This window comes from Streptomyces sp. NPDC059828 (genome assembly GCF_042731955.1).
GTDB lineage: Bacteria > Actinomycetota > Actinomycetes > Streptomycetales > Streptomycetaceae > Streptomyces.
In genome coordinates, this window is record NZ_JBHWIW010000058.1 from 22,990 (window position 1) to 47,995 (window position 25,006).

General features: G+C 71.5%; 26 protein-coding genes and 1 riboswitch. Of the genes, 11 read left to right on the plus strand and 15 right to left on the minus strand.

Annotation, left to right across the window (positions count from 1 at the left end; translation table 11 throughout):
- Positions 1–141 precede the first annotated feature (141 nt).
- Entirely contained in the window at positions 142–381 is a 240-nt protein-coding gene (locus tag ACFV6V_RS27385) for a chaplin (RefSeq protein WP_361283969.1), read from the minus strand.
- Between the two features lie 356 nt (positions 382–737).
- Between ACFV6V_RS27385 and ACFV6V_RS27390 the strand changes: the two genes are divergently transcribed.
- Positions 738–1,823 carry a glycosyltransferase gene (locus ACFV6V_RS27390; RefSeq protein WP_385570046.1) on the plus strand — a complete coding sequence of 362 codons (1,086 nt, stop codon included), beginning with the start codon at positions 738–740 and terminating at the stop codon, positions 1,821–1,823.
- A gap of 89 nt (positions 1,824–1,912) precedes the next feature.
- Here ACFV6V_RS27390 and ACFV6V_RS27395 read toward each other — a convergent pair whose 3' ends face one another.
- The 6 genes from ACFV6V_RS27395 to cobN form a co-directional block, all read right to left on the minus strand.
- Complete coding sequence (locus ACFV6V_RS27395) at positions 1,913–2,581, minus strand: chaplin (RefSeq protein WP_385570048.1); 669 nt, start codon at positions 2,579–2,581, stop codon at positions 1,913–1,915.
- 119 nt (positions 2,582–2,700) lie between these two features.
- The gene (locus ACFV6V_RS27400; protein WP_385570051.1) at positions 2,701–2,934 is read right to left on the minus strand and encodes a chaplin; all 234 of its coding nucleotides are present in this window, start codon (positions 2,932–2,934) and stop codon (positions 2,701–2,703) included.
- Between the two features lie 350 nt (positions 2,935–3,284).
- Positions 3,285–3,476, minus strand: coding sequence for a hypothetical protein (locus ACFV6V_RS27405; RefSeq protein ID WP_385570053.1), 192 nt, complete (start codon positions 3,474–3,476; stop codon positions 3,285–3,287).
- A gap of 40 nt (positions 3,477–3,516) precedes the next feature.
- Entirely contained in the window at positions 3,517–4,689 is a 1,173-nt protein-coding gene (locus ACFV6V_RS27410) for a methyltransferase (RefSeq protein ID WP_385570055.1), read from the minus strand.
- 85 nt (positions 4,690–4,774) lie between these two features.
- Positions 4,775–5,320, minus strand: coding sequence for a DM13 domain-containing protein (locus tag ACFV6V_RS27415; protein ID WP_385570058.1), 546 nt, complete (start codon positions 5,318–5,320; stop codon positions 4,775–4,777).
- A gap of 84 nt (positions 5,321–5,404) precedes the next feature.
- Complete coding sequence (gene cobN / locus ACFV6V_RS27420; protein ID WP_385570061.1) at positions 5,405–9,028, minus strand: cobaltochelatase subunit CobN; 3,624 nt, start codon at positions 9,026–9,028, stop codon at positions 5,405–5,407.
- 55 nt (positions 9,029–9,083) lie between these two features.
- A riboswitch (cobalamin riboswitch) is annotated at positions 9,084–9,182 on the minus strand.
- Between the two features lie 94 nt (positions 9,183–9,276).
- On the opposite strand from cobN, the gene ACFV6V_RS27425 reads away from it, so the two are divergent.
- The 5 genes from ACFV6V_RS27425 (at position 9,277) to ACFV6V_RS27445 (ending at position 13,812) form a co-directional block, all read left to right on the plus strand.
- A complete protein-coding gene (locus ACFV6V_RS27425) occupies positions 9,277–10,593 on the plus strand; it encodes a cobalamin biosynthesis protein CobG (RefSeq protein WP_385570064.1) in 1,317 nt (438 codons plus the stop codon).
- Positions 10,590–11,234, plus strand: coding sequence for a precorrin-8X methylmutase (locus tag ACFV6V_RS27430; protein ID WP_385570066.1), 645 nt, complete (start codon positions 10,590–10,592; stop codon positions 11,232–11,234). Before ACFV6V_RS27425 ends, ACFV6V_RS27430 begins: the two co-directional genes overlap by 4 nt.
- 8 nt (positions 11,235–11,242) lie before the next feature.
- Positions 11,243–12,751: a precorrin-2 C(20)-methyltransferase gene (locus ACFV6V_RS27435; RefSeq protein WP_385570114.1), complete on the plus strand. Its 1,509-nt coding sequence runs from the start codon at positions 11,243–11,245 to the stop codon at positions 12,749–12,751.
- A 102-nt stretch (positions 12,752–12,853) separates the two neighbouring features.
- Complete coding sequence (locus ACFV6V_RS27440) at positions 12,854–13,273, plus strand: VOC family protein (protein ID WP_385570069.1); 420 nt, start codon at positions 12,854–12,856, stop codon at positions 13,271–13,273.
- A gap of 8 nt (positions 13,274–13,281) precedes the next feature.
- Positions 13,282–13,812, plus strand: a complete 531-nt coding sequence (locus tag ACFV6V_RS27445; protein ID WP_385570071.1) for an SMI1/KNR4 family protein — start codon at positions 13,282–13,284, stop codon at positions 13,810–13,812.
- Between the two features lie 30 nt (positions 13,813–13,842).
- On the opposite strand, the gene ACFV6V_RS27450 is transcribed toward ACFV6V_RS27445, so the two are convergent.
- Positions 13,843–14,982 (minus strand): cobalt-precorrin-5B (C(1))-methyltransferase, encoded by a 1,140-nt coding sequence (locus ACFV6V_RS27450; RefSeq protein WP_385570074.1) that lies wholly within the window; start codon positions 14,980–14,982, stop codon positions 13,843–13,845.
- Positions 14,983–14,994: 12 nt separating this feature from the next.
- Between ACFV6V_RS27450 and ACFV6V_RS27455 the strand changes: the two genes are divergently transcribed.
- Positions 14,995–15,726: a cobalt-precorrin-6A reductase gene (locus ACFV6V_RS27455; protein ID WP_385570077.1), complete on the plus strand. Its 732-nt coding sequence runs from the start codon at positions 14,995–14,997 to the stop codon at positions 15,724–15,726.
- Here ACFV6V_RS27455 and ACFV6V_RS27460 read toward each other — a convergent pair.
- Positions 15,719–16,315, minus strand: coding sequence for an HD domain-containing protein (locus tag ACFV6V_RS27460; RefSeq protein ID WP_385570079.1), 597 nt, complete (start codon positions 16,313–16,315; stop codon positions 15,719–15,721). The genes ACFV6V_RS27455 and ACFV6V_RS27460 overlap by 8 nt on opposite strands.
- 31 nt (positions 16,316–16,346) lie before the next feature.
- Here ACFV6V_RS27460 and ACFV6V_RS27465 point away from each other — a divergent pair, with 31 nt between their 5' ends.
- Complete coding sequence (locus ACFV6V_RS27465; RefSeq protein ID WP_385570081.1) at positions 16,347–16,988, plus strand: hypothetical protein; 642 nt, start codon at positions 16,347–16,349, stop codon at positions 16,986–16,988.
- Between the two features lie 634 nt (positions 16,989–17,622).
- On the opposite strand, the gene cobM is transcribed toward ACFV6V_RS27465, so the two are convergent.
- From cobM to ACFV6V_RS27480, 3 genes are all read right to left on the minus strand, one after another.
- A complete protein-coding gene (cobM, locus tag ACFV6V_RS27470) occupies positions 17,623–18,372 on the minus strand; it encodes a precorrin-4 C(11)-methyltransferase (RefSeq protein ID WP_385570084.1) in 750 nt (249 codons plus the stop codon).
- Positions 18,369–19,643: a precorrin-6y C5,15-methyltransferase (decarboxylating) subunit CbiE gene (cbiE, locus tag ACFV6V_RS27475; protein ID WP_385570086.1), complete on the minus strand. Its 1,275-nt coding sequence runs from the start codon at positions 19,641–19,643 to the stop codon at positions 18,369–18,371. The genes cobM and cbiE overlap by 4 nt, the downstream gene beginning before the upstream one ends.
- 182 nt (positions 19,644–19,825) lie before the next feature.
- Entirely contained in the window at positions 19,826–19,954 is a 129-nt protein-coding gene (locus ACFV6V_RS27480; protein WP_361284020.1) for a DUF6126 family protein, read from the minus strand.
- A gap of 131 nt (positions 19,955–20,085) precedes the next feature.
- Between ACFV6V_RS27480 and ACFV6V_RS27485 the strand changes: the two genes are divergently transcribed.
- Both ACFV6V_RS27485 and ACFV6V_RS27490 read left to right on the plus strand, forming a co-directional pair.
- Positions 20,086–21,180 carry an LLM class flavin-dependent oxidoreductase gene (locus ACFV6V_RS27485; protein ID WP_385570089.1) on the plus strand — a complete coding sequence of 365 codons (1,095 nt, stop codon included), beginning with the start codon at positions 20,086–20,088 and terminating at the stop codon, positions 21,178–21,180.
- 2 nt (positions 21,181–21,182) lie between these two features.
- Positions 21,183–21,821 (plus strand): FMN reductase, encoded by a 639-nt coding sequence (locus tag ACFV6V_RS27490; RefSeq protein ID WP_385570092.1) that lies wholly within the window; start codon positions 21,183–21,185, stop codon positions 21,819–21,821.
- 30 nt (positions 21,822–21,851) lie between these two features.
- Here the strand turns inward: ACFV6V_RS27490 and ACFV6V_RS27495 are convergent, their stop codons facing one another.
- The 3 genes from ACFV6V_RS27495 to ACFV6V_RS27505 form a co-directional block, all read right to left on the minus strand.
- Positions 21,852–22,706, minus strand: coding sequence for an ABC transporter permease (locus ACFV6V_RS27495; protein WP_385570095.1), 855 nt, complete (start codon positions 22,704–22,706; stop codon positions 21,852–21,854).
- Positions 22,703–23,716 carry an ATP-binding cassette domain-containing protein gene (locus ACFV6V_RS27500; protein ID WP_385570097.1) on the minus strand — a complete coding sequence of 338 codons (1,014 nt, stop codon included), beginning with the start codon at positions 23,714–23,716 and terminating at the stop codon, positions 22,703–22,705. Before ACFV6V_RS27500 ends, ACFV6V_RS27495 begins: the two co-directional genes overlap by 4 nt.
- Positions 23,717–23,930: 214 nt before the next feature.
- On the minus strand, positions 23,931–24,311 hold the full coding sequence (locus ACFV6V_RS27505; protein WP_385570100.1) for a hypothetical protein: 381 nt from the start codon (positions 24,309–24,311) through the stop codon (positions 23,931–23,933).
- 167 nt (positions 24,312–24,478) lie between these two features.
- On the opposite strand from ACFV6V_RS27505, the gene ACFV6V_RS27510 reads away from it, so the two are divergent.
- Complete coding sequence (locus ACFV6V_RS27510; RefSeq protein ID WP_385570103.1) at positions 24,479–24,928, plus strand: hypothetical protein; 450 nt, start codon at positions 24,479–24,481, stop codon at positions 24,926–24,928.
- The last annotated feature ends 78 nt before the right edge of the window (positions 24,929–25,006 follow it).

Here is a 25,006-nt window from a genome sequence, read left to right on the forward strand (position 1 = left end):
GGCCGGACGCGACTGCCCGACCAGATGCTTCAACGGAAGCGGCGGCCGCCAGGTTGTGCGGCCAAGAGAGTGAAAACCGGTCGGCCGACACGAGTGTCAGCGCCCGGCAGCGAAGCTGCTGCCGGGACCGCTGAGACCGTGTCAGGCGTTCTGGCAGCCCACGCCGGAGGCGGGGTTGAGCAGACCGACAACGCTCACGGTGTTGCCGCAGACGCCAACCGGGACGTGCACCGGGACCTGGGCGGTGTTGCCGGACAGGACACCGGGCGAACCCTCGGCAGCGCCGGTCGCACCGCTGTCGGCGGAGGCAACCCCCGCACCACCGAAGACCAGAGCGGCTCCGGTGCCTGCGAGCATGACCGACGTGGCGATTCGCTTCATCTTCCTGATTTCCTTTCGGGGTAACCGATGAGGGCAATTCGCTCAACGAGGACACCTCTCGGCGGATACGGGAGAACCTCGAATGGGTTAACTCGCCGAACCTGGCCCATGCATCACAGGGCCATCTGCGCGATTCAGCCTGAGAATTCCGTTAGAATCCCCGCACTGCCCGACAACCGGCCCGAGCAAGAATACGTAAATACGTGAAATACCGGGCCGCCCATGCGGGACATCCGGCATTCACCATCCGACATTGGTCATATGCTCGGATCGGAGATCTGCACGTGCTGCCGCCACCATCCCTTCCGCCGGGTCCACCCGGCCCGCCCGGCCGCAGGCCGGCTGTGCTCCATGTCGTGCAATCCGCCGACGGAGGAGCGGCACGGGTGGTCGCGGATCTGGTGACCGATCAGATCCGCAGCGGACTGCGGGTGGCCGTGGCCTGCCCCGACGGCGGCGGCCTCGCCCGCTGCGCACGCGGGCTCGGCGCCGAGGTCCATCGCTGGCGTGCGGGCAGCGGGCCGGGACCGCTGCTGCTGCCCGAGGTCGGCCGGCTGGCGCGGCTGGTGGCCCGGGTGCGCCCGCAGATCGTGCACGCGCACAGCGGGAAGGCGGGACTGGCCGCACGGCTCGCCGTACGGGGCCGGATCCCGACCGTGTTCCAGCCGCACGCCTGGTCGTTCGAGGCGGCCGGCGGTGTCACGGCGGGGCTGGCCCGGCGCTGGGAGCGCTACGGGACCCGCTGGACGGACCGTGTGGTGTGCGTCAGTGAGGCGGAGCTGCGTACCGCGGAGCGTGCCGGTGTACGGGCCCGCTGGACCGTCATCCCCAACGGGGTGGACACCGAGCACTTCCGGCCCGCCCCCGATGACCGGCCGCGGGTCCGGCCGCCGCTCGTCGGGGATCTGCCGGAGTCCGCACCGCTGGTGGTGTGCGTGGGCAGGCTGTGCCGCCAGAAGGGCCAGGATGTGCTGCTCACCGCCTGGCAGCAGGTGCTGCGCCGGATTCCCAACGCCTGCCTGGTGCTGGTCGGCGACGGCCCGGAGGCCGAGTGGCTGCGCCTCTCCGCCCCCGTCTCGGTGCGTTTCGCCGGCGCCGTGGCCGACCCGGCGCCCTGGTACCGGGCCGCCGACCTGGTCGTGGTGCCGTCCCGCTGGGAGGGCATGGCCCTGGCGCCGCTGGAGGCGATGTCCTGTGGGCGCCCGGTGGTGGTCACGGATGTCGGCGGAGCCCGCGAGAGCCTCCCGCCCGGCCACGCGCTGTTCTGTCTGACGCCCCCGCAGGACCCTTACGCGCTGGCCACGGCCGTGGCGGACCTCCTGCTGAACGCGCCGCTGCGGGCCACCCTGGGACGTCAGGGGCATCTGCACGTGCTGTCCAGCCACAACGCCAGGATCACGGCGGAGGCGGTCGCGGACATCTACCGCGAGCTGGTGTCGTGAACGTGCACCGGCCGGGAGAGTCGAGGGGGGACTCTCCCGGCCGGGAGCCGCACACGTGCGGGCGGGGGTGGTGCGGGTTTCGAGGGGGCTCAGCGCCGCGCGCCGACCGTCCCACGCCGGTACAGCACGCCCCCGCCGACCAGCAGGGCCATGGCCGCTGCCGCGGCGGCCACCGAACCGGCGCCCATGCCGGTCTCGGCCAGCTGCGGGGAGTGGACGGCGCCCGCCACCTCGCTGTCGTCCACCGGCCCACCGGGACCCGGCAGGACCTCGGCCACCGGCGTCAGGGGCGTGTTCGGCGGGACCTCGCCCGGAGGCACCGTGGTGCCCGGCGCCTCACCGTTCACGCAGGATCCGCCCGTCACCGGGTTCAGAAGCCCGACGACATCGAGGGTGTTGCCGCAGACGTTGACCGGGGCGTGCACCGGGACCTTGACGTTGTTGCCCGACAGCACACCCGGGGAGCCCACCGTGTCACCCGATGCCTCGGAGCCGGACAGGCCCCGGGCCGAGGCGTTGGCGCAGACGCTGCCGAACGCCGGGTTGAGGGCTCCCACGACGCTCACGGAGTTGCCGCACACATTGACCGGAACGTCCACGGGCACCTGGACGCTGTTGCCCGACAGCACACCCGGGGAGCCCTGGGCCTCCCCGTCGGCCTGGGAAGCGGCGCTGGCGTAAGCACTGTTCAGGGACAGAATGCTGGTGGCCGCCGCGGCCGTCAGGATTCCCTTGGTGATGACCTGTCGCTGTCGCATCTCGTTGTCTTTCCCGCTGTTGGTTTCGAAGGCCGGTCCTGGGACGCACCGGCGGGCACGTCCCGGGACCGGCGGATCACGGCCCTTCAGGGCCACTGGTCCGCGTGACGAGCTCTTCGTCAGCCGTTCATGCAGGCGTTGCCCGAGGCCGGGTTCATCAGGGCGATGACGCCCACGGAGTTGCCGCACACGCTTGCCGGCACGTGCACGGGCACCTGGAGCAGGTTCCCGGACAGCACGCCCGGGGAGGCGGAGGTGACTCCGGTGGCACCCGAGTCGGCGATGGCGGGAGAAGCGATTCCCATGGCCAGCACAGCCCCGGCGAAAAGTGTGGCCGTCTTCCTGTACTTCATGTGGATTCCTTTGGATTCCTAGCCCTTGGATCAGTGAACGCCGATGAGTGCCGCGGGCAGACTCACAAGACCCACGACACAGGCCATCGACGCACTTCCAACGAGCGGCTACCGGCGAAGAAACCCTCGAGCCATCAATTCCACACGTCTGCCCGGCGGTCATATTTCCGCCTGCCGAATGACCTCAGGAGTCCCGCCTCCGGTGCTCATGAACTTGTCCGCGCGCCGGTTCAACGCGCGCATTCGGGTTCTGGTTTCCCGAATTCACCCGAATGGCCGGGCGCGTGGACGCGTGGACACGACGCGTGGACAGCGGACAGGCAGGCGGACAGGCTGAAGAACCCCGGGGGCTACCAGCGCGGCCAGCAGGAGCGCGAGACGATCGCGGTCCATTCACGGTCCGGCCCGGGGACGGTCTTGCCCTGGGCCGACCACTGGGCGAGCAGTGACGCGTAGATGGGCTCCGCGGTCCGCTCTGCCGGTTCCCGCCGGCTCGCCGGAATCAGCCCCTGCCGTTCCCAACGACCCTTGTGATCCGTCATGCACCCAATATCCCGTACAGGGGCATTCGATGGAGCGCAATCAGCGGCGTTTCACCGCGCGCAGTACGACGAACTTGGGATTCCCGGCCACGGTCTCGCAGTTGCCGAAGAGACGGCGCAGCCTGATGTGGTAACCGAGGTGGCGGTTGCCCACCACCCACAGCTCACCACCGGGGCGCAGCACGGCACGGGCACCGGTGAACATGCGCCAGGAGGTGCTGTCGGTGAGGGCCCGATGGGTGTGGAAGGGCGGGTTGTTCAGCACCAGGTCCGCCGAGGCGCGCTCGATGCCCGCGAGCCCGTCGCCCACGAGGAACTCGGCCTTGGCACCGGGGTCCGTGTTCGCTCGGAAGGTGGCCTCGGCCGATGCCACGGCCTGGAACGACTCGTCCGTGAAGACCACATGGGCCTCGGGGTTGGCGACCGCCGCCGCCGTACCGACCACGCCGTTTCCGCAGCCCAGGTCGACCACGCGGACCGGACCCCGGGGCTCGGGCAGGTGCTGGAGGAGGAAGCGGGTGCCGATGTCGAGGCGGTCGGCGCAGAAGATGCCTGCGTGGTTGGTGACGGGACGGCCGGACATCACGCCGATGTCCCCGGGCAGCTCGTAGCCGCGCGGCCAGGGCTCGCCGGCCGGGCTGCCGGAGGCGAGCAGGGCCGGGTCGGGGGTGCAGAAGACCAGCCGCGCCTTCTTCACCGCGAGCGAGGTCCTGGTCGGGCCGACGATCCGCTCGAACAGCTTCAGCGTGGAGGTGTGGATCTCGGTCACCATGCCCGTACCGACCACGAGGGTGTCCGCGTGCAGGCGCGGGGCGAGCCGCTGGAGCTGGTCCTCGAGGAGGGCGAGGCTCTTCGGCACGCGTACCAGCAGGACGTCGACACGGTCCGGGGGCGGCTCCTGCGTCGACAGCAGCCGTACGCCGGCGAGCTGCTCGGCGGGCCGGTTGCGGGCGAGATTGGCGCGGGTGGCCTGCTGGGTGAGATACGAGTCGGTGATCTGCGCCGGGCCGTGCGCGGCGAGCGCGGTGGTCAGGGCGCCCCAGCGGTCGCCCAGGACGACCACGGTGCCGCCGAGGGCCGCGGGGTCCTCGAGTGATTCGAGGTGGCGCAGCAGATACTCGTCGGCGGCGTCCCAGGCGCGGAGCTGGTCACGGGGGTCCTCGGGATAGCGGGTGAGCCCCAGATCGCCCCATGACGTGGTGAACGTGTTCATCGTCCTCCCAGGCTACGCGGCCCGTCGGGCGGCCGGGTCAGCCGACGGGAGTCCCCCGGCCGGAGGCCAGGGGGCGAAACCAGCCCTACCGGGACAGCTCCGCGGCACCGAAGGAGACGTCGAAACGATCGCACCAGATGCTGACGCTCGTGTACTTCGACAGATCGACATCGGCGGGCAGGGTGTAGTTCTGGTCGCCCTTGTTGCCCTTGAGCTTGCCGAGGCTGACATGCGCGCCGTCGTCGAAGACCCGCCAGCCAGCCGTGCCCTCCTTGACCGGGGCATCGGTCAGCCAGACCCGCAGATCGGGGCCGTTGCTGGTGTTCAGGCCCTCGAGCCGGAGCACCCGGCCGCCGTCGGAGAACTTGATGACCTTGACCGTGCCCTCGGTGTCGTGCTCATGGCTGATGAATGTGCCGGTGGCGAGCACTTCGGGTCCTGCGGGCGCGGAGGGCGCGCCTGATCCGTCCACCGGCGCCGTCGGCACGGCGGCCTGCGGGAGCTCCTCGCGCACGGTCTGGTCGACGAACAGCTTCCACGGCTCGAACCAGTACACCCCGACGGCCAGGGCCACGGCGACAACCGCCAGAACCACCCTGACCACCGGCTTCTTCAGCACAGACGTTCTCATGCCCCCATTGAAGCCCGGGAAGGGATTGCAACGGGGGCTTCGGCCGATGACGGAATCCTTACGTGCCGCCGGGAGCGCGAGGCGCTACTCGTCGCCCTCCAGATCGCTCTCGGTCTCCAGGAGCACCTGGCGCAGCGCCTCGATGACAGCCGGGTCGGGCTTCTCCCACATGCCCCGGGACTCCGCCTCGAGCAGCCGCTCGGCGATTCCGTGCAGCGCCCAGGGGTTGGCCTGCTGGAGGAACTCCCGGTTCTCCGGGTCCAGGACGTACGCCTCGGTCAGCTTGTCGTACATCCAGTCCGCGACGACCCCGGTCGTGGCGTCGTAGCCGAACAGGTAGTCCACCGTCGCGGCCAGCTCGAAGGCGCCCTTGTAGCCGTGGCGTCGCATCGCCTCGATCCACTTGGGGTTGACGACCCGGGCGCGGAACACCCGCGAGGTCTCCTCGACCAGGGTGCGGGTGCGGACCGTCTCGGGGCGGGTCGAGTCGCCGATGTACGCCTCGGGGGCCGTGCCGCGCAGGGCGCGGACGGTGGCCACCATGCCGCCGTGGTACTGGAAGTAGTCGTCGGAGTCGGCGATGTCGTGCTCGCGTGTGTCGGTGTTCTTGGCCGCGACCGCGATCCGCTTGTACGCCGTCTCCATCTCCTCGCGCGCCGCGCGGCCTTCGAGCCCGCGGCCGTACGCGTAGCCGCCCCACACCGTGTACACCTCGGCGAGGTCGGCGTCGGTGCGCCAGTCGCGGGAGTCGATGAGCTGGAGCAGGCCGGCGCCATAAGTGCCGGGCCGGGAGCCGAAGATACGGGTGGTGGCGCGGCGCTCGTCGCCGTGCTCGGCCAGGTCAGCCTGGGCGTGCGCCCGTACGAAGTTGACGTCGGCGGGCTCGTCCAGCGAGGCGACCAGCCGTACCGCGTCGTCGAGCAGCCCGATGACATGCGGGAAGGCGTCCCGGAAGAAGCCGGAGATGCGCAGGGTGACATCGACGCGGGGGCGGCCCAGCTCATCGGCCGGGATCGGCTCGATGCCGTTGACCCGGCGCGAGGCGTCGTCCCAGACCGGGCGGACACCGAGCAGCGCCAGGGCCTCGGCGACATCGTCGCCCGCGGTGCGCATCGCGCTCGTACCCCAGAGAGAGAGGCCGACGGAGGTGGGCCATTCGCCGTTGTCGGTGCGGTAGCGGGTGAGCAGCGAGTCGGCGAGGGCCTGGCCGGTCTCCCAGGCGAGGCGGGAGGGCACGGCCTTGGGGTCGACGGAGTAGAAGTTACGACCGGTCGGCAGCACGTTGACGAGGCCGCGCAGCGGGGAGCCGGACGGGCCGGCCGGGACGAACCCGCCGTTCAACGCGTGGACGGCGTGGTCGAGTTCGTCGGTGGTGGCGGCGAGGCGCGGGACGACCTCGCGGGCGGCGAAGCCGAGGATGTCCGCCACGGCCGTTCCGTGCCCCTCGGCGACGGTGGCGACGGCGGCAGGGTCCCAGCCGGCCTCCTCCATCGCCTCGACCAGGGTACGGGCCGCGGCCTCCGCCTCGTCGGCGGTCGTACGCGTCGCGGCGGACTCGTCGAGGCCCAGGGCCTCACGCAGCCCGGGCAGCGCGGTCGTACCGCCCCAGATCTGCCGGGCGCGCAGGATCGACAGCACCAGGTTGACCCGCTCGGCGCCGGTGGGTGCCCCGCCCAGGACATGCAGACCGTCGCGGATCTGGGCGTCCTTGACCTCGCACAGCCAGCCGTCGACATGAAGCAGGAAGTCGTCGAAGCCGTCGTCGTCCGGCCGGTCCTCCATGCCGAGGTCGTGGTCGAGCTTGGCGGCCTGGATCAGGGTCCAGATCTGGGCACGGATCGCCGGAAGCTTCGCCGGGTCCATGGAGGAGATCTGCGCGTACTCGTCGAGCAGCTGTTCCAGGCGCGCGATGTCGCCGTACGAGTCGGCGCGGGCCATCGGCGGCACGAGGTGGTCGATCAGGGTGGCGTGGACGCGGCGCTTGGCCTGGGTGCCCTCGCCCGGGTCGTTCACCAGGAAGGGGTAGACCAGCGGCAGATCGCCGAGTGCGGCGTCGGGGGCGCAGGCCGCGGACAGGCCCGCGTTCTTGCCGGGCAGCCACTCCAGGTTGCCGTGCTTGCCGAGGTGGATCATCGCGTCGGCGCCGAAGCCGCCGTCGTCGTGGCGGGCCGCGATCCAGCGATAGGCGGCCAGGTAGTGGTGCGAGGGCGGCAGATCGGGGTCGTGGTAGATCGCGATCGGGTTCTCGCCGAAGCCGCGCGGGGGCTGGATGACGATCAGCAGGTTCCCGCGGCGCAGGGCGGCGAGCACGATGTCGCCCTCGGGGTTGCGGCTGCGGTCCAGGAACATCTCGCCGGGCGCCGGGCCCCAGTGCCGCTCGACCTGCTCGCGCAGTCCGGCGGGCAGGGTGGCGTACCAGCGCTTGTAGTCGGCGGCGGGGATACGGACCGGGTTGCGGGCGAGCTGCTCCTCGGTGAGCCAGTCCTGGTCGTGGCCGCCGGCCTCGATCAGCGCGCGGATCAGCTCGTCGCCGTCGCCGGACGCGAGGCCCGGTATCTCCTCCGCACCGAAGTCGTAGCCCTCGGCGGCGAGTCGGCGCAGCAGGGCGACAGCGGAGGCGGGGGTGTCGAGGCCGACCGCGTTGCCGATGCGGGAGTGCTTGGTCGGGTAGGCGGAGAGCACGAGCGCGAGGCGCTTGTCCGCGTTGGGGATGTGGCGCAGCCGTGCGTGGCGGACGGCGATCCCGGCGACGCGGGCGGCGCGCTCGGGGTCGGCGACATAGGCGGGCAGTCCGTCCTCGTCGATCTCCTTGAAGGAGAACGGGACGGTGATGAGGCGACCGTCGAACTCGGGGACGGCGACCTGGCTGGCGGCGTCCAGCGGGGAGAGCCCCTCGTCGCTCTCCTCCCAGGCGCTGCGCGAACCGGTCAGGCACAGCGCCTGGAGCACCGGTACGTCGAGCGCGGCGAGCGCGCCCGCGTCCCAGGCCTCGTCGTCTCCCCCGGCCTGGGCCTCGGCGGGCCTGGTGCCCCCCGCGGCGAGGACGGTGGTGACGACGGCCTCGGCGCCGCGCAGTTGGTCGAGCAGCTCGGGCTCGGGGGCGCGCAGCGAGGCGACGTACAGGGGCAGGGCCTGGCCGCCCGCGTCCTCGATGGCATCGCAGAGGGTGCCGACGAAGGCGGTGTTGCCGCTCATGTGGTGGGCGCGGTAGTAGAGCACGGCGACGGTCGGGCCGTGGTCCGTGCGCTTCGTCCGCTCCAGGGGGCCCCAGGTGGGCGCGGTCGCCGGGGACTCGAAGCCGTGTCCCGTGAGCAGCACGGTGTCGGACAGGAAGCGGGCGAGCTGCTCCAGGTTGTCCGGGCCGCCGTGGGCGAGGTAGGCGTGGGCCTCGGCCGCGATGCCGATCGGGACGGTGGACGCCTCCATCAGCTGGGCGTCGGGGGCCTGTTCACCGCTGAGGACGACCACGGGCCGGTCCTGCGCCAGCAGCACGTCAAGACCCTCCTGCCAGGCACGGATGCCGCCGAGCAGCCGTACGACGACCAGGTCGGTGCCCTCCAGCAGACCCGGGAGGTCATCGACCGGGAGCCGGGCGGGGTTCGCGAAGCGGTACGCGACCGGGCCACCGGAGGCGCGGGCGCTGAGCAGGTCGGTGTCGGAGGTCGACAGCAGCAGGATCGTCGCGGGCGTGGTCTTCGCGTGCGTCATCGCGTGCGCAGGCCTTCCTCGGGGTTTCCGCGCCCCGGGTGGTCGTGGTCGGCGGGAGTTCCTGACTCGCCGGGCCGCGGGTGCTGTGTTGCTGGTGTTTCCCGGGCCTGGCTCACAGTGGCGGGACCGCGCCGGATTTACACCGGGCTTCCTCCCCGGGGCCCTGGGACCCCATGCCGCCTGAATAGTAGATGCTGGCCCGGGATCGCACGGCGGCCACCTGGAAGGACGTGGGTATGCTCGCCGCCATGCCGCCCACACCCACAAGCCCCGCAGACCCGGGCGAACCTCGCATACGGGACCGGGGCGACGCCTGCCCGGGGGCTCTGCGGCTGCATGCGGCGGACGACGGGCGATTGGCCCGACTCCGGCTCCCCGGTGGGTTTCTGACGGGACGTCAACTCGATGCGCTGGCCACGGCGGCCGATGAGCTGGGGGACGGATCGCTCAGCATCACCTCCCGGGGCAATGTGGAGCTGCGCGGCCTCGGGGACGCCTGCGGGGCGCCGCTCGCGGCACTGCTGCGGGAGGCCGCGCTGCTGCCGTCGGACACCCATGAGCGGGTACGGAACGTGGTGGCATCGCCGCTCGCCGGACTGGACGGGCTCGGCTGCGCTGACGTGCAGTTGTGGGCCCGTGAGCTGGACGGACTGCTGTGCGGTGCGCGGTGGGCGGCCGGCCCGTCGGGTCTTTCCGGCCGCTTCCTGTTCGCCCTGGACGACGGGCGCGGCGATGTCGCGGGGCTCGGCGCGGATGTGACGTTGCTCGCAGAGCGGGACGGCACGGCGGTGCTGCGGATGGGCCGCCGCCTCGCCTTCCGTGTCGCCCGAGCCGCCGACGCGCCGCGCGCCGCGCTCGCAGCGGCGGAGGCGTTCCTGGCGGCGGCGGCCGATGCGGATACCGGCGCCTGGCGCGTACGTGAGCTCCCGGACGGGCAGCACATCGCGGTGGGCGCCGGACTGGAGAGAGCGGGGGTGGCGGCGGTGCCGCTGCCACCACTGCCCGGCGCCGGCCCTGACGGAACAGGGCGGTCCGGCCCCGCGGGGCCACTGCCCGGGATCGTGGCGGGCCCGCGCGGCCGGGCGGTGTCCGCCGTCGCGCCGCTCGGTCGCCTCACCGCCGCCCAGGCACGCGCGCTGCTGCCCGCCCCCGCCGACGAGATCCGGCTCACACCGTGGCGCGGGGTCGTCGTCCCCGGCTTCGCGGACGACGGCGCGGCGCGGGCGCGGCTGGACGCGCTCAGGCGGGCCGGGTTCGTCACCGGGACCGACTCGCCCTGGTTCGGCGTCGGGGCGTGCACCGGGCGGCCCGGGTGCGCCAAGTCACTCGCCGACGTACGCGCCGACGCCACGCCGGTCGACGGCCCCGGCCTCCCCGTGTACTGGTCCGGTTGCGAGCGGCGCTGCGGCCACCCGCAGGGGGACCACGTGGATGTGGTGGCCACCACGGACGGCACGTACCGGGTACGCGTCCGCGGCCACTCCGTACCCGTACCGTCCCGCGACCGACTCGCCGGCACCGTCGCCGGAGCCCGTACCGATTCCCGTACCCACACACCGAGATGAGCGAGAAGAAGACCGTGTTCGACTACGAGAAGGACGGGGCGGAGATCTACCGCCAGTCCTTTGCCACCATCCGCGCCGAGGCGGACCTCGCCGCGCTCCCCGCCGACGTCAGCCAGGTCGCGGTGCGGATGATCCACGCCTGCGGCATGGTCGACCTCGTCCGCGATCTCGCGTACTCGCCCGGTGTGGTGGCCGGTGCCCGTGAGGCCCTGCGCGCCGGCGCGCCGATCCTGTGCGACGCGCAGATGGTCGCCAGCGGGGTCACGCGCAAGCGGCTGCCCGCGGACAACGACGTGATCTGCACGCTCTCCGACCCGAAGGTCCCGGCACTCGCCGCCGAACTCGGCACCACCCGCAGCGCAGCGGCGCTGGAGCTGTGGCGCGATCGGCTCGACGGCGCCGTCGTCGCCGTGGGCAACGCGCCCACCGCTCTCTTCCGCCTCCTCGAGATGATCGAGGAGGGGGCGCCCCGCCCGGCCGCCGTCATCGGCATCCCGGTCGGCTTCATAGGCGCCGCCGAGTCCAAGGAGGCGCTCGCCGCGCACTCCTCGGGCCTGGAACACCTGGTGGTACGCGGGCGGCGCGGCGGCAGCGCCATGGCGGCGGCGGCGATCAACGCGATAGCGAGTGAGGCAGAGTGAGCACGCGGATGGGCACCCAGCAGGTCGGGCGGCTGTACGGGGTCGGGCTCGGTCCCGGCGATCCGTCCCTGATGACCCTCCGGGCCGTCGAGGTCATCGCGGAGGCGGACGTCGTGGCATACCACTGCGCCCGGCACGGCCGCTCCATCGCCCGCTCGATCGTGGCGAAGCACCTGCGCTCCGACCATGTCGAGGAGCGCCTGATGTACCCGGTCACCACCGAGACCACCGACCACCCCGGGGGCTACCGGGGCGCGCTCGACGACTTCTACGAGGAGGCCGCGGCCCGGCTCGCCGCCCACCTCGACGCCGGCCGCACGGTCGCCGTGCTGGCCGAGGGCGACCCGCTCTTCTACGGCTCGTACCAGCACATGCACAAGCGGCTCGCGCACCGCTACCCGACCGAGGTGATCCCCGGCATCACATCCGTGAGCGCGGCGGCGGCACGTCTCGGGGAGCCGCTGTGCGAGGCGGAGGAAGTCCTGACGATCATCCCGGGCACGCTGCCCGAGGAGGAGCTGACGGCCCGGCTCGCCGCGACCGACTCGGCGGTCGTGATGAAGCTGGGGCGTACCTTCCCGGCGGTGCGGCGCGCGCTGCGGCGCGCGGGGCGGCTCGACGACGCGCGGTACGTCGAACGGGCCACGATGGAGGGCGAGCGCACGGAGCGCCTGGCCGATGTGGATCCGGAGACGGTGCCGTACTTCTCGGTGGCGGTGCTGCCGAGCCGTATCGACCAGCGGCCCCCGGAAGCCCGGTCGCAGGGCGAGGTCGTGGTGGTGGGCACGGGTCCCGCGGGACCGCTGTGGCTGACCCCGGAGACCCGGGGCGCCCTCGCCTCGGCCGATGACCTGGTGGGCTACACGACCTATCTGGACCGGGTGCCGGTGCGCCCGGGCCAGCTCCGGCACGGCTCCGACAACAAGGTGGAGGCCGAACGCGCCGAGTTCGCCCTGGACCTGGCACGACGCGGGCGCCGGGTCGCCGTGGTCTCGGGCGGCGACCCGGGGGTGTTCGCGATGGCCACGGCGGTGCTGGACGCGGCATCCCAGGAGGCGTACGCGGACGTGCCCGTCAGGGTGCTGCCCGGGGTGACGGCGGCGAACGCTGCGGCAGCCCGGGCGGGTGCGCCGCTCGGCCACGACTACGCGACCATCTCGCTGTCCGACCGGCTCAAGCCCTGGGAGGTCATCGCGGAGCGGCTCCGGGCCGCCGCGGGCGCGGATCTCGTACTCGCCCTGTACAACCCCGGCTCGCGCAGCCGTACGTGGCAGGTGGCGAAGGCCCGCGAACTACTGCTGGAACACCGGGCGCCGGACACTCCGGTGGTCGTCGCGCGCGATGTGGGCGGATCGGGGGAGAGCGTGACGATCGTGCGGCTCGAGGACCTGGATCCGGCGGCGGTCGACATGCGGACGCTGCTGCTGGTGGGTTCGTCGCAGACGCGGACGGTCCAGCGTGGGGCGCAGGGCTCGGGCGAGCGGATCGTCTGGACCCCGCGCACCTACCCCGGGTAGCGACCACCCAGCAGGGGTGCGGCGCGGGGTCCGGGGCGTTGTCAGTGCCCGCGGTTAGTCTGCGGACATCGACTGGTGCTCCACTTCTGGAGGGTGGTTCTCATGGCCTCGCGCCTCAACCCGTATCTCAGCTTCAACGGCGACGCCCGGCAGGCGATGGAGTTCTACGAGGAGGTGCTCGGCGGCACGCTGGCGATGCACACCTACGGTGAGTCGGGCGGCGGCGAGCCCGGCACACCGCAAGGCGACAAGATCATGCACGCCATGCTGGAGACCCCGAGCGGCTTCACGCTGATGGGCGCCGACGCACCGCCCGGAATGCCGCACACGGCGGGCAACAACTTCTCGGTGAGCATCAGCGGCGACGACGACGCCGAGCTGCGCGGCTACTGGGAGAAGCTGTCCGGTGGCGGCTCGGTGGCGGTGCCCCTGGACAAGCAGGTGTGGGGGGATGTGTTCGGCATGTGCACGGACCGGTTCGGCATCCCGTGGATGGTCAACATCACCGAGCAGCAGGGCTGACCGGCCGGGTGAGCGAGCGGATAGACCACGACCGGCGCTTCCCGCGTGCTCTGGCGGATGTGGCCAAGGCCGAGTTCGACTACGGCGAGGAGGGCGAGGGAGTCGACTTCGAGCCGTACGACGGCTTCCTCACCGCCGAGGACACCACGGACTGGCTGCGCCACTGGACCGGCAACCACCAGCTCGAGGGCGACGCCTACCGCGTCTTCGGGCAGGACGGCACCGGTGGCTACGCCGCGGTCTGGTACGCCCGTGCGGGCCGGCCGCTGACCGAGCAGCCCGTGGTGTTCCTGGGCTCGGAGGGTGAGCGGGGTGTGGTCGCGGGGAATCTCTCGGACTTCCTCTGGGTCCTGGCCGACGGCTTCGGGCCGATGGAGGCCGCCCTGCAGGAGGAGCGGGAGCCCAACCCGGACGCGGACCTCACCGCGCTCGCCGAGCGGCACGCGACCACGCGCCGACGGCCCGCCCTGGAGATCGTCGCGGAGGCCAGGGCCGAGTTCGCGGCCTTCTCCGACGACCTCGACGCGCTCTGCCGATAGGTCTCGCCGCGGAGTTCGCCGCTGAGCAGGTCAGTCGTCCCGCGGGCCCTTCGGCGACGAACGCCCCACCACCGTCCCGGCTCGGTCGATGCACACCACGTCGACCGTGACCGGGGCGCCCCGCAGCACCCCGAGGGCCTGGTCGCGGGCCGTCACGGCCACCAGGTCGCCCAGTGGCACCCCCCCGGCCGCGCACAGCTGGAGGGCGGCAAGACCGGTGTTGGCGGACGCCACCTGGGCCGCGAGGCCCTCGTCGGCGCCACCTGCCCGGGCCAGCTCGGCCAGGAAGCCCTTGTCGACCTGGGAGCGGGCGGAGTGCAGATCCAGATGGCCCGCCGCCAGCTTGGACAGCTTGGCGAAGCCGCCGCAGACGGTGAGCCGGTCGACCGGGTGACGGCGGACGTACTTCAGGACGGCGCCCGCGAAGTCGCCCATGTCGAGCAGAGCGTCCTCGGGGAGGTCGTACAGCGAGACGACGGTCTTCTCGGACGTGGAGCCCGTGCAGCCCGCCAGGTGGGTGCGGCCCGCCGCCCGGGCCACGTCCACGCCCCTGCGGATCGAGTCGATCCACGCCGAGCAGGAGTACGGGACGACGATCCCCGTCGTGCCCAGGATCGACAGCCCGCCCAGGATGCCCAGGCGCGGGTTCCAGGTCGAGCGGGCGATCTCCTCGCCGTGGTCCACGGAGACGGTGATCTCGACATCACCGGTGCCGCCGTGCCGGCCGGCGACGAGCGCGATGTGGTCGCGCATCATCTGGCGCGGCACGGGATTGATCGCAGGCTCCCCGACCTCGAGCGGCAGCCCGGGACGGGTCACGGTGCCCACGCCGGGCCCGGCGCGGAAGACCACTCCGGAGCCGGGCGGCAGGATCCGTGCCGTCGCCCGGACCAGGGCGCCGTGCGTGACGTCCGGGTCGTCGCCCGCGTCCTTCACCACGCCCGCCACCGCGCGATCACCCTGCAGTTCCTCGACGGCGAGGGCGAACGCCGGGGTCTGCCCCTTCGGCAGGGTGATCGTCACCGGATCGGGGAAGTCCCCGGTCAGCAGCGCGGTGTACGCGGCGGTCGTGGCCGCGGTGGCACAGGCACCGGTGGTCCAGCCGGGCCGCAGGCCGGTGTGCTTGAGTTGGGCGCTGCGCCCGCCGCCCCCGGCGCCGGGCCCACTCATGGAAGGTCCCCCATGCATGTCCTGATCCTCGGCGGTACGACGGAGGCACGCGCACTCGCGGAGGCCCTGCACGATCGCGGGCTGCGGGTGACGACCTCACTCGCCGGGCGGGTCGCGGCGCCGAGGCTGCCACGGGGAGAGGTGCGCGTCGGCGGCTTCGGCGGGGCGGAGGGCCTCGCCGACTGGCTGCGGGAGCAGCAGGTGGATGTGCTCATCGACGCCACCCATCCTTTCGCCGGGACGATCAGTTTCAACGCGGCGCGAGCCGCCGACCAGGCCCATGTTCCCCTGCTCGCGGTGCGCCGCCCCGGCTGGGTCCCCGCTGAAGGGGACGACTGGCACCTCGTGGACTCCCTCCCGCAGGCCGCGGCCGCCCTGCCGGGCCTGGGCGAGCGGGTCTTCCTCACCACGGGCCGCATGGGCCTTGCGTCCTTCGTTCACCTGGACACGCTGTGGTTCCTCGTCCGCTCGGTGGACGCCCCGGAGCCCCCCTTCCCGGCGCGTATGGAGGTCCTGCTGGACCGCGGCCCGTTCACCCTGGACTCCGAACGGGAACTGCTGCGCCGCCACGCCATCGACGTGCTCGTCACCAAGGACAGCGGCGCCGCGGCAACGGCCCCCAAACTGACCGCGGCCCGCGAGGCGGGCATCCCCGTGGTGCTGGTGCGCCGCCCGCCCGTCCCGGAGGGGGTGCCGGTGGCGTCCACGGTGGAGGAGGCGCTTCGCTGGACGCCGCTCAGGTGATGGCGTGCCCATGCGCGGCGGCGAGCCCGGCGAGCACAGGTTCACCGAAGGTGCCGCGCATGCTCTGGAACGCCAGGACCTTGTCCTGGCCGAACCGCCCGAGGTAGGCGCCGTAGCTGTCCGCGGTGATGAACCTCGGCGGCGTCGTCTTGCTGTGGAACTTGTCGGCGTACATCACCAGCCGCTCCTCCACCGTCACCGCGGTGTAGTCGCCCGGCGGCAGCGGCAACCCCTGAGCCTCGATGTCGGCCTTGGTCAGGCCGACGCCCGTGTGGCAGGAGCAGAACCGGCACAGCGGCTCGGGGAAGCCCTCCGCCTCCAGGAGCTCATGCCCGAGCACCCCGTGGCGCAGGTAGTTGGCCTTGTCCACCCGGCCCTGCTCGTCGAAGAGGCGGTATACACCGATGTCGTGCAGCAGACATCCGGCCCGGACCAGATCCGCGTCAACATCCAGACCTGATACGGAAATCAGCTGCTCGGCGAGACTCCAGACAATCTCGCAGTGCGTGAACACCAGGTCCAGGGCTGCTGCGTTCGGGGCGTACTTCTCATGCAGGCCTCGGATCTCGGCAACGCCCGGAGTCTCCATCCCGCGACCCTACGCGATAGCGTGCGACGCCATGAGCACCGCGATATCCGCCGGCCAAGGACGCGCCGGGCGAAGGATCGCCGACCTCGTGGCGGCCCTGCTGCCGCCCGGGATCCTGCTGGCTACGGGCCTGTTGGTGCGAGCGCGGCTCATCGACGACGGGTTCGTCCTCCTCAACCTCGTCTCGCTCCTTCTCAGCCTTCTGGTGCTGTTCTACGCGCACGTCGGCTGGCACGCGCAGCTCCACGACGCCACCCTGCTGACCGTGCGCACCCTCACCGGCCGGCGCACCGTCGACCTCGCCCGGCTCACCAGAGTCGGCCGGGTCGAGGTGGTGTCCCAAGGTCCTACCGACGATCGGCTGATCCTCACCGACACCCACGGCGTGCGCGTCATCCTCAGCAAACTCCGGGGCGGCCGTGACACCGTCGACGCGGCCGTACGCCGAGCGCTGCTCCACGCCCCCGCCGACGCGGGCGTGACCGTGTCCGGGCGCGCCGTGGAGCGCCTTGGCCTGGACGCGGAAATGCAGCGCCCACGCAGCAGGCTCAAGGCCGGCCGCCGCATCCCGGAAACCCTCATCGGCTTCGCCCCGCTGCTGTCGCTGCCGGTGTTCGCCGTCCCGGCACTGGCCCTGACCCTCGCAGGCTTCCTGCTCGCGGACCCCTCCTGAGACGGTCCTCCCGGAAGTGCGGCCCGTGGGGTGGGCGGCCTCGTGGTGTGTGCCGCACCCCATGGTCATCCAGAGAGTCCGTCCTCAAACGCCGGACGGGCTAAGGCGTTCGAGCCTGCCCCGGAGCGGCCCCTACGCCCGCCTCACCGCGCCCGGAACCGAGGCCGGTGACGAGTAGCCACTACTCAAGCGTCTGCCTGGTCCACCTGCTGGAATGAGTTCGCTGAATACATGCCGCACTCGTGGACAGGTCGCACGTGAAATACTTCGCCGCTGCGCTCTTGCTGACCCAAGCGGGTTTCCTGGTCGCCTGGGCCGCTGGTCGGCGAAATCCTGAACCGGTGGCACCGGTTGACGATGCCACGGCTTTCCATCCCGTCCACTGGCGGATGATGAGCACCGCGGAGCAAGCCGAATTCGACGAACGGCAGTTGGCGTCCTCTGACGGAATCCACCCTGACTGATCAGGGACCTTTCGGCTTCTCCCCGCCGTACCGCCGGGTGTCCCGGAGTGGGGCCCGGGTCCTTCCCGACATCGGCTCTGCGTATGCCGTGAAATCGGACGGACACCCCACTGCGGCGTGCACCCCGACAAGGGGCGTGCACGCGAGCCCGCCCGCACCGGGAGGAACCGTCAGCAGGCGTGGCGTTCGCGGGTCGGGTCGTACAGGTGGCTGTCCCGGAACTGCGAAGCCCCCAGCGTGCGGCCCACGATGATCACCGCCGTCTTGGTGATGCCGGCCGCCTTCGTCTGCTCGGCGATGTCCTCGAGCGTGCCCCGCAGCACCACCTCGTCGGGGCGGCTCGCCATCGCGACGACCGCAGCGGGACAGTCCGGGCCGTAGTGCGGCAACAGCTCTGACACGACGCGGTCGACGTAGCGGGCCGCGAGGTGCAGCACGAGGAGGGCGCCGCTGCGGGCGAGAGCCGGGAGGTCCTCGCCGGGGGGCATGGGGGTGGCCTGCTGGGCGATGCGGGTCAGGATCACGGTCTGGCCGACCGTCGGGACGGTCAGCTCACGCTTCAGCGCGGCAGCGGCGGCGGCGAACGCGGGGACGCCTGGGACGACTTCGTACGGGATGCCGAGCGCGTCGAGCCGGCGCATCTGTTCCGCGACGGCGCTGAAGACCGAGGGGTCGCCGGAATGCAGCCGGGCCACGTCGTGGCCGTCCTCGTGGGCGCGGACGATCTCGGCGATGATCTGGTCCAGGTCGAGCTGGGCGGTGTCGACGAGGCGGGCGTCCGGGGGGCACTCGGCCAGCAGTTCGCGGGGGACGAGGGAGCCGGCGTACAGGCAGACCCGGCTCGAGGCGAGCATCCGGGCCCCGCGGACCGTGATCAGGTCGGCGGCGCCGGGGCCCGCGCCGATGAAGTGGACGGTCATGAGGGTTCAACTCCTGGCTTGGTGACGGTGACGGACCACTGGGTGACCGGCATCGCCTGGCGCCAGCCGGTGAAGGTGCCGACGGGCACGGCGTGCGCCACGGCGAGCCGCACCAGCTCGCCCCCATGGCGCCGGTACCAGTCGGCCAGCAGCGCCTCGGACTCCAGCGTCACGGTGTTGGCGACGAGCCTGCCGCCGGCGGGGAGAGCGTCCCAGCAGGCATCCAGGAGCCCTGGCGCGGTGAGCCCGCCGCCGATGAAGACCGCGTCGGGAGTGGGGAGTTCCACGAGGCCGGAGGGTGCCGCTGCGGTGACGACCCGCAGCCCGGGCACGCCGAGGGCCTCGGCGTTGCGGCCGATTCGAGCGGCGCGTGCCGGGTCCCGCTCGACCGTGATCGCCCGGCAGCCGCGGTGGGTGCGCATCCATTCGATGGCGATCGAACCGGAGCCGCCGCCGATGTCCCAGAGCAGTTCTCCGGGCGCCGGTGCGAGCGCCGCCAGGGTGGCGGCGCGGACATGGCGCTTGGTGAGCTGCCCGTCGTTCTCGTACGCCTCGTCCGGCAGCCCGGGCACGGCGGACAGCCGCAGTGCGTCGGGGGCGCGTGCACACTCGACGGCGACGAGGTTGAGGGGGTCGCCCGCGGGATGCTCCCAGTCGGCGGCGGTGCCGCCGACCTCGGACTCGCGCGCGGACCCGAGCTGTTCCAGGACCCGCATCCGGCTGGGCCCGTAGCCCTGGTCGCGCAGCAGCCCGGCGACCTCCGCGGGCGTCGCGGCCCCCGCACTGAGCACCAGCAGCCGCCGCCCGTCGTGCAGGGCGGCGGCGAGCGAGGCCAGGGGCCGGCCGACCAGGGTCACGGTCTCGGTGTCCTCCAGCGGCCAGCCGAGCCGGGCGCAGGCGTAGGACACGGACGACGGATGCGGCAGTACGCGCAGGGCCCGCGCGCCGAGCTCATCGGCGAGCGCCCGGCCGATCCCGTAGAACATCGGGTCACCGCTGGCGAGCACCGCGATCCCGCGCCCGGCGTGCGCGGCGAGCAGCCCCGGCACGGCGGGACGCAGCGGCGAGGGCCACGGCACACGTTCACCGCCGCACTCGGCGGGCAGCAGCGCGAGCTGGCGCTCGCCACCGAGGAGGACCTCGGCCTCGCGCAGCGCGGCGCGGGTCGCCTCGGGAAGCCCGCCCCAGCCGTCGGCGCCGATCCCGGCGACCGTGACCGCGACGGTGGCGGCGGGGGGCCGGTGCAGGTGGGGGCGGGGTTCTGGGCTCACGGACGGGACTCTACTGTTCCGGGGGTCCGTGGCTCCGTACGGGTGTTCCCGCCCGCATCCGGGAGCGGGGACGACCGTGCCCGGACCGTCGAAGGCGTCATTGAGCCCTCGGACGGCGCTGCGCCCGCCCGCGCCCGCTGATCCGGAGCCTTGACACCAGTGAGCCGTGGGTCTGCGCCCGCTCACTTCTTCGCGTGTTCCCCCACGTAGAAGAGGATCCACACGAACCCCGCGAAGAGGTGCGTCGCGAAGACATAGACGAAGACGCGCAAGGCGACACCGCGCTCCTTCCAGCGCTCGATGTCGTTCATACGGGGCTCCTCGGGGCTCCTCCGGCGGATGACGGGACGCGCTCCAGAGTACGGCGGAATAGAAACCGGACTCCCTCCGTTCCCCATTACAGTTTAAAGTTCAACCAAACTTCCCCTTGGAGGCGAGCGCGATGCAGTTCGGGATCTTCACCGTCGGTGATGTCACCACCGACCCCACCAACGGCCGCACCCCGAGCGAGCACGAGCGGATCAAGGCGACGGTCGCCATCGCACTCAAGGCCGAGGAGGTCGGACTCGATGTGTTCGCGACCGGTGAGCACCACAACCCGCCGTTCGTGCCCTCGTCGCCCACCACCCTGCTGGGGCACATCGCGGCGCGCACCGAGAACCTGCTCCTGTCCACGTCCACGACGCTGATCACCACCAACGACCCGGTGAAGATCGCCGAGGACTACGCCTACCTCCAGCACCTGGCCGACGGGCGCGTCGACCTGATGATGGGACGGGGCAACACCGGGCCGGTCTACCCCTGGTTCGGGCAGGACATCCGGCAGGGCATCCCGCTCGCCATCGAGAACTACGCGCTTCTCCACACGCTGTGGAGGGAGGACGTCGTGGACTGGGAGGGGCGGTTCCGCAGCCCGCTCCAGGGCTTCACCTCCACCCCGCGCCCGCTGGACGGTGTACCACCGTTCGTCTGGCACGGGTCCATCCGCTCGCCGGAGATCGCCGAGCAGGCCGCGTACTACGGCGACGGCTTCTTCCACAACAACATCTTCTGGCCCATGGAGCACACCCAGCGCATGGTCGCGCTCTACCGGAAGCGGTTCGCGCACTACGGGCACGGCACACCCGAGCAGGCCATCGTCGGACTCGGGGGACAGGTGTTCATGCGGAAGAACTCGCAGGACGCGGTACGGGAGTTCCGCCCGTACTTCGACAACGCGCCGGTCTACGGACACGGGCCGTCGCTGGAGGAGTTCACCGAGCAGACACCGCTGACCGTGGGCTCCCCGCAGCAGGTCATCGAGCGGACCCTGGGCTTCCGTGAAGCCGTGGGCGACTACCAGCGCCAGCTGTTCCTGATGGACCACGCCGGGCTGCCGCTCAAGACCGTGCTCGAGCAGCTCGACATCCTCGGCGAGGAGGTCGTCCCGGTGCTGCGCAAGGAGTTCGCGAACCTGCGGCCCGCCGGAGTGCCGGACGCCCCGCTCCACCCGGCAGTCGCTGCCCGGCGTACCACCGCTCCCACCGAGGAGGCCTGACCATGGAGTCGGAGCAGCTGAGACTCGTCGCCGTATCGGCCGGACTGAGCAGCCCCTCGTCGACCCGGCTGCTCGCCGACCGGCTGGCCGAGGCCGCGCGGCGCGAGCTGGCAGAGCGGGACCGCAAGGTCGAGGTCGAGGTCGTCGAGCTGCGTGATCTGGCCGTCGCCATCGCCAACAACCTGGTCACCGGGTTTCCGCCGCCCCCGCTGGCGGCGGCGATCGACGCGGTGACGGTGGCGGACGGGCTGATCGCCGTCACTCCGGTGTTCACGGCTTCGTACAGCGGTCTGTTCAAGTCGTTCTTCGATCTCATCGAACCGACCGCCCTGACCGGGAAGCCCGTGCTGATCGGGTCCACCGGTGGCACGGGCCGCCACTCTCTGGTGCTCGACCACGCCCTGCGCCCGCTGTTCGCCTATCTGCGGGCCGTGGTCGTGCCGACCGCGGTGTACGCCGCGTCGGAGGACTGGGGATCGGGCGGGGACGAGTACACCGAGGGGCTGCCCGCCCGGATCCAGCGGGCGGGCGGGGAGCTGGCCGGGCTGATGGCGGCCCGGCCGGCTCGTGACCCGGAAACGGAGGAGGACGACGAGCCGACGGAGTTCGAGCGGCAGCTCGCCGGTCTGCGCTTCGACTGAGCGCACGCGGCAGTAGCCCGTAGACAGCGCCTACTTGCGGTTGTACAGACGCATCGTGACCGCACCGAACACGGTCACGAACACCGCCGACCACCCCAGCGTCCAGCCGATGTCCGCGGCCGGCCACTCACCCGCCATCAGCTCGCGCACGGCGGTCGCGAGATGCGTGACCGGGCTGTTGTTGACGAACGCCTGCAACCAGCCCGGCATGGTCCGCGGATCGACGAAGACGTTGCTGAGGAAGGTCAGCGGGAAGATCACCATCATGCTGACGCCCATCACCGACTTCTCGGTGCGCAGCAGCAGCCCGAACATCGTCCAGATCCAGGAGAAGGCGAACGAGAACAGCATCAGCAGCCCGACACCGGCCAGCACGCCGACCGCCCCGCCGTCCGGCCGGTAGCCGATGAGCATGCCGACGCTGAGCATCACCACCGAGGCGATGAAGTAGCGGACGAGATCGCCCAGCAGATAGCCCACCATCGGGGCCGGCCGCCAGATCGGCAGGGTGCGGAAGCGGTCGAAGACACCCTTCTCGATGTCGGTGTTCACCGCGACCCCGGTGTACATCGTGATCATCACGACGCTCATCACCAGGATCCCGGGCAGCAGGAACTGGATGTACGCGTCGGCCGAACCGGCAAGTGCCCCGCCGAAGAGGTACGTGTACATCAGCACCATCATGATCGGGAAGGCGGTGACGTCGAAGAGCTGCTCAGGGACGTGCTTGATCTTGAGCATGGCCCGCCAGCCGAAGGTGAGCGAGGCCGAGAGGGCGCTGGGCCGCGTGGGCCGCTCCTTCGCGACGAGGAGGGCGGCCAGGTCCTCGGTCCTGGGGGCGGCGACAGTGACGTCGTCGGAGTCCTTGGTGGCGACGGTGCTCATGCGACGGCCTCCTTGCGGACGGTCTCGGTGCTGGTGTCGGTCCCGGTGCTCGTATCGGCCTCGGTGAGGGCCAGGAAGACCTCGTCCAGGCTGGGCTGGCCCAGCGCGAAGGTGTCGACGGTGATACCCGCCCTGGCCAGCTCGGACAGCGCACGGGCGGCCTGCTCCTGCGCCCCCTGCTCCGTGCCGTGTCCGTCCAGCCTGGCCGTGAGGGCGAGCGGGTCGGGGTCGAGCTGCACGGAGGCGTCGAGCGCGAGGGCGAGGATGCGCTCGGCCTCCGGGCGCTGGTCGGCGTCACGCAGCCGCAGATGGACGGCGCCGGAACCGACGGACGCCTTGAGCTCGCCTTTGGTGCCCTCGGCGATCACCCTGCCGTGGTCGATCACGGCGATCCTGGAGGCGAGTTGGTCGGCCTCGTCCAGATACTGCGTGGTCAGCAGCACCGTGGTGCCCTGCGATACGACGGCCCTGACGATGTCCCACACCTGGTTGCGGCTACGCGGGTCGAGACCCGTGGTCGGCTCGTCGAGGAACAGCAGGTCCGGGGTATTGAGGATGGACGCGGCGATGTCGATACGGCGACGCATACCGCCCGAGTACTGCTTCACCTGGCGTCCCGCGGCCTCGGACAGCCCGAAGGCCTCCAGCAACTGCGTGGCCCGCTCACGGGCGGCGGCCTTGCCGTGCCCCAGCAGCCTGCCGAGCAGCAGCAGGTTCTCGGCGCCGGTGAGGTCCTCGTCCACGGAGGCGTACTGCCCGGTGAGGCTGACCCGGCTGCGTACCGCGTCCGCTTCCGTCAACACGTCCCGGCCGAACACCCGTGCCTGCCCCCCGTCGGGTCTGAGCAGGGTGGCCAGCACCTTCACGGTGGTGGTCTTGCCCGCGCCGTTGGGCCCGAGCAGGCCGTAGACGGTGCCGGCGGGTACCCGGAGATCGACGCCGTCGACGGCCCGGTTCTCCCCGAACGTCTTCACCAGGTCCGTCGTCTCGATGGCCAGATCTGTACTCATCGTCGTTCCTCTGTCGCTCCTGCGGATGGCTCACACTTCCCGGATACAGACCGGCGCCGCCCCGGAAACTCACCGCTGGCGGCCGGCAGGGAGCGGACGAATGCCGTCACTCCACCACAAGAAACACGACAGGACGATGTCTCGCGCATAACAACCACGCGGTCGCCGGATCAGCTCCGGCGACCGCGTGGGAAAACGCGGAGGACGCGCGCCTTCAGTCCTCGTGCGTGTAGAAGAAGTAGAACGTGACGATGAAGGTCGCGACCGCCAGCGCCAGCGCCAGCACCACCACGGTGAGAATGCTGCGCCCGCTCAGGCTGTACAGGTAGCCGACCGAGATACCCACCAGCGCCGCGTACGCCCCCGCGCGGAGCTCACGCGGCAGCGCGTACTGGTAGCGGCCCAGCACGAAGCAGAGTGCGGCGAACACCGCACCGGAGACGAAGCCGATCACCAGCTGCCCACCGACGGACTCGCCCGCCTCACGCGCCATGAAGGACGTGTAGAAGCCGTAGACGACTCCGAGGGTGAGGGGCAGCGCCCATCCGAGAGTGCCGTGGTGGTGCCGCGCCGGCACCGCTGCGTGTGCGGCCATGGCCGAGCTCCTTCCGCCGCCTCCCCCGGTCCCTCTGCGTTCCCCCTACCGTCCCTACCGTCGACCCGCACGGCCGCGGTGGCAAGTGGAGCGGCGTATCCCTCGAATGGCTCAATCGAAATGCCCTGTATGTCGCCGAACTACCCCATTCGCCGCATGCTGGCGCCATGAGCCAGAACACAGCACCCCAGAACCAGACCGCCCCGCGGAACCCCGGGCCGGGCACCGCCAAGGACTCCTGGTCGGGCGGCGGCACGCTCTTCGCCGGTGTCCTGCTGGCGGTCGTCGGCATCATCGACATCATCGAGGGCATCGCCGCGATAGCCGAGGACACCGTCTACGCACGCGTCGGCGGCTACATCTACTCCTTCAACCTCACAGGCTGGGGCTGGATCCATCTGATCCTCGGAGTGATCCTCGCCGTGACGGGCTGGGGGATCCTCAAGAACGCGGAGTGGGCCAAGATCGCCGGTATCGCGCTGGCATCGCTGAACATCATCGCCCAGTTCCTGTTCCTGCCCTACCAGCCGGTCTGGGCGATCGTCTCCATGGCGATCTCGGTCTTCGTGATCTGGGCGCTGGCGCACGACAAGTCGCGCACCACGGCGACCGTCTGACCCGCCTGACCCACCCCGAGGCGCGATCAGCGCAACCAGTCCGAAAGCCCTCGTCTTTGGTGTTGTAGATTTCGGTGG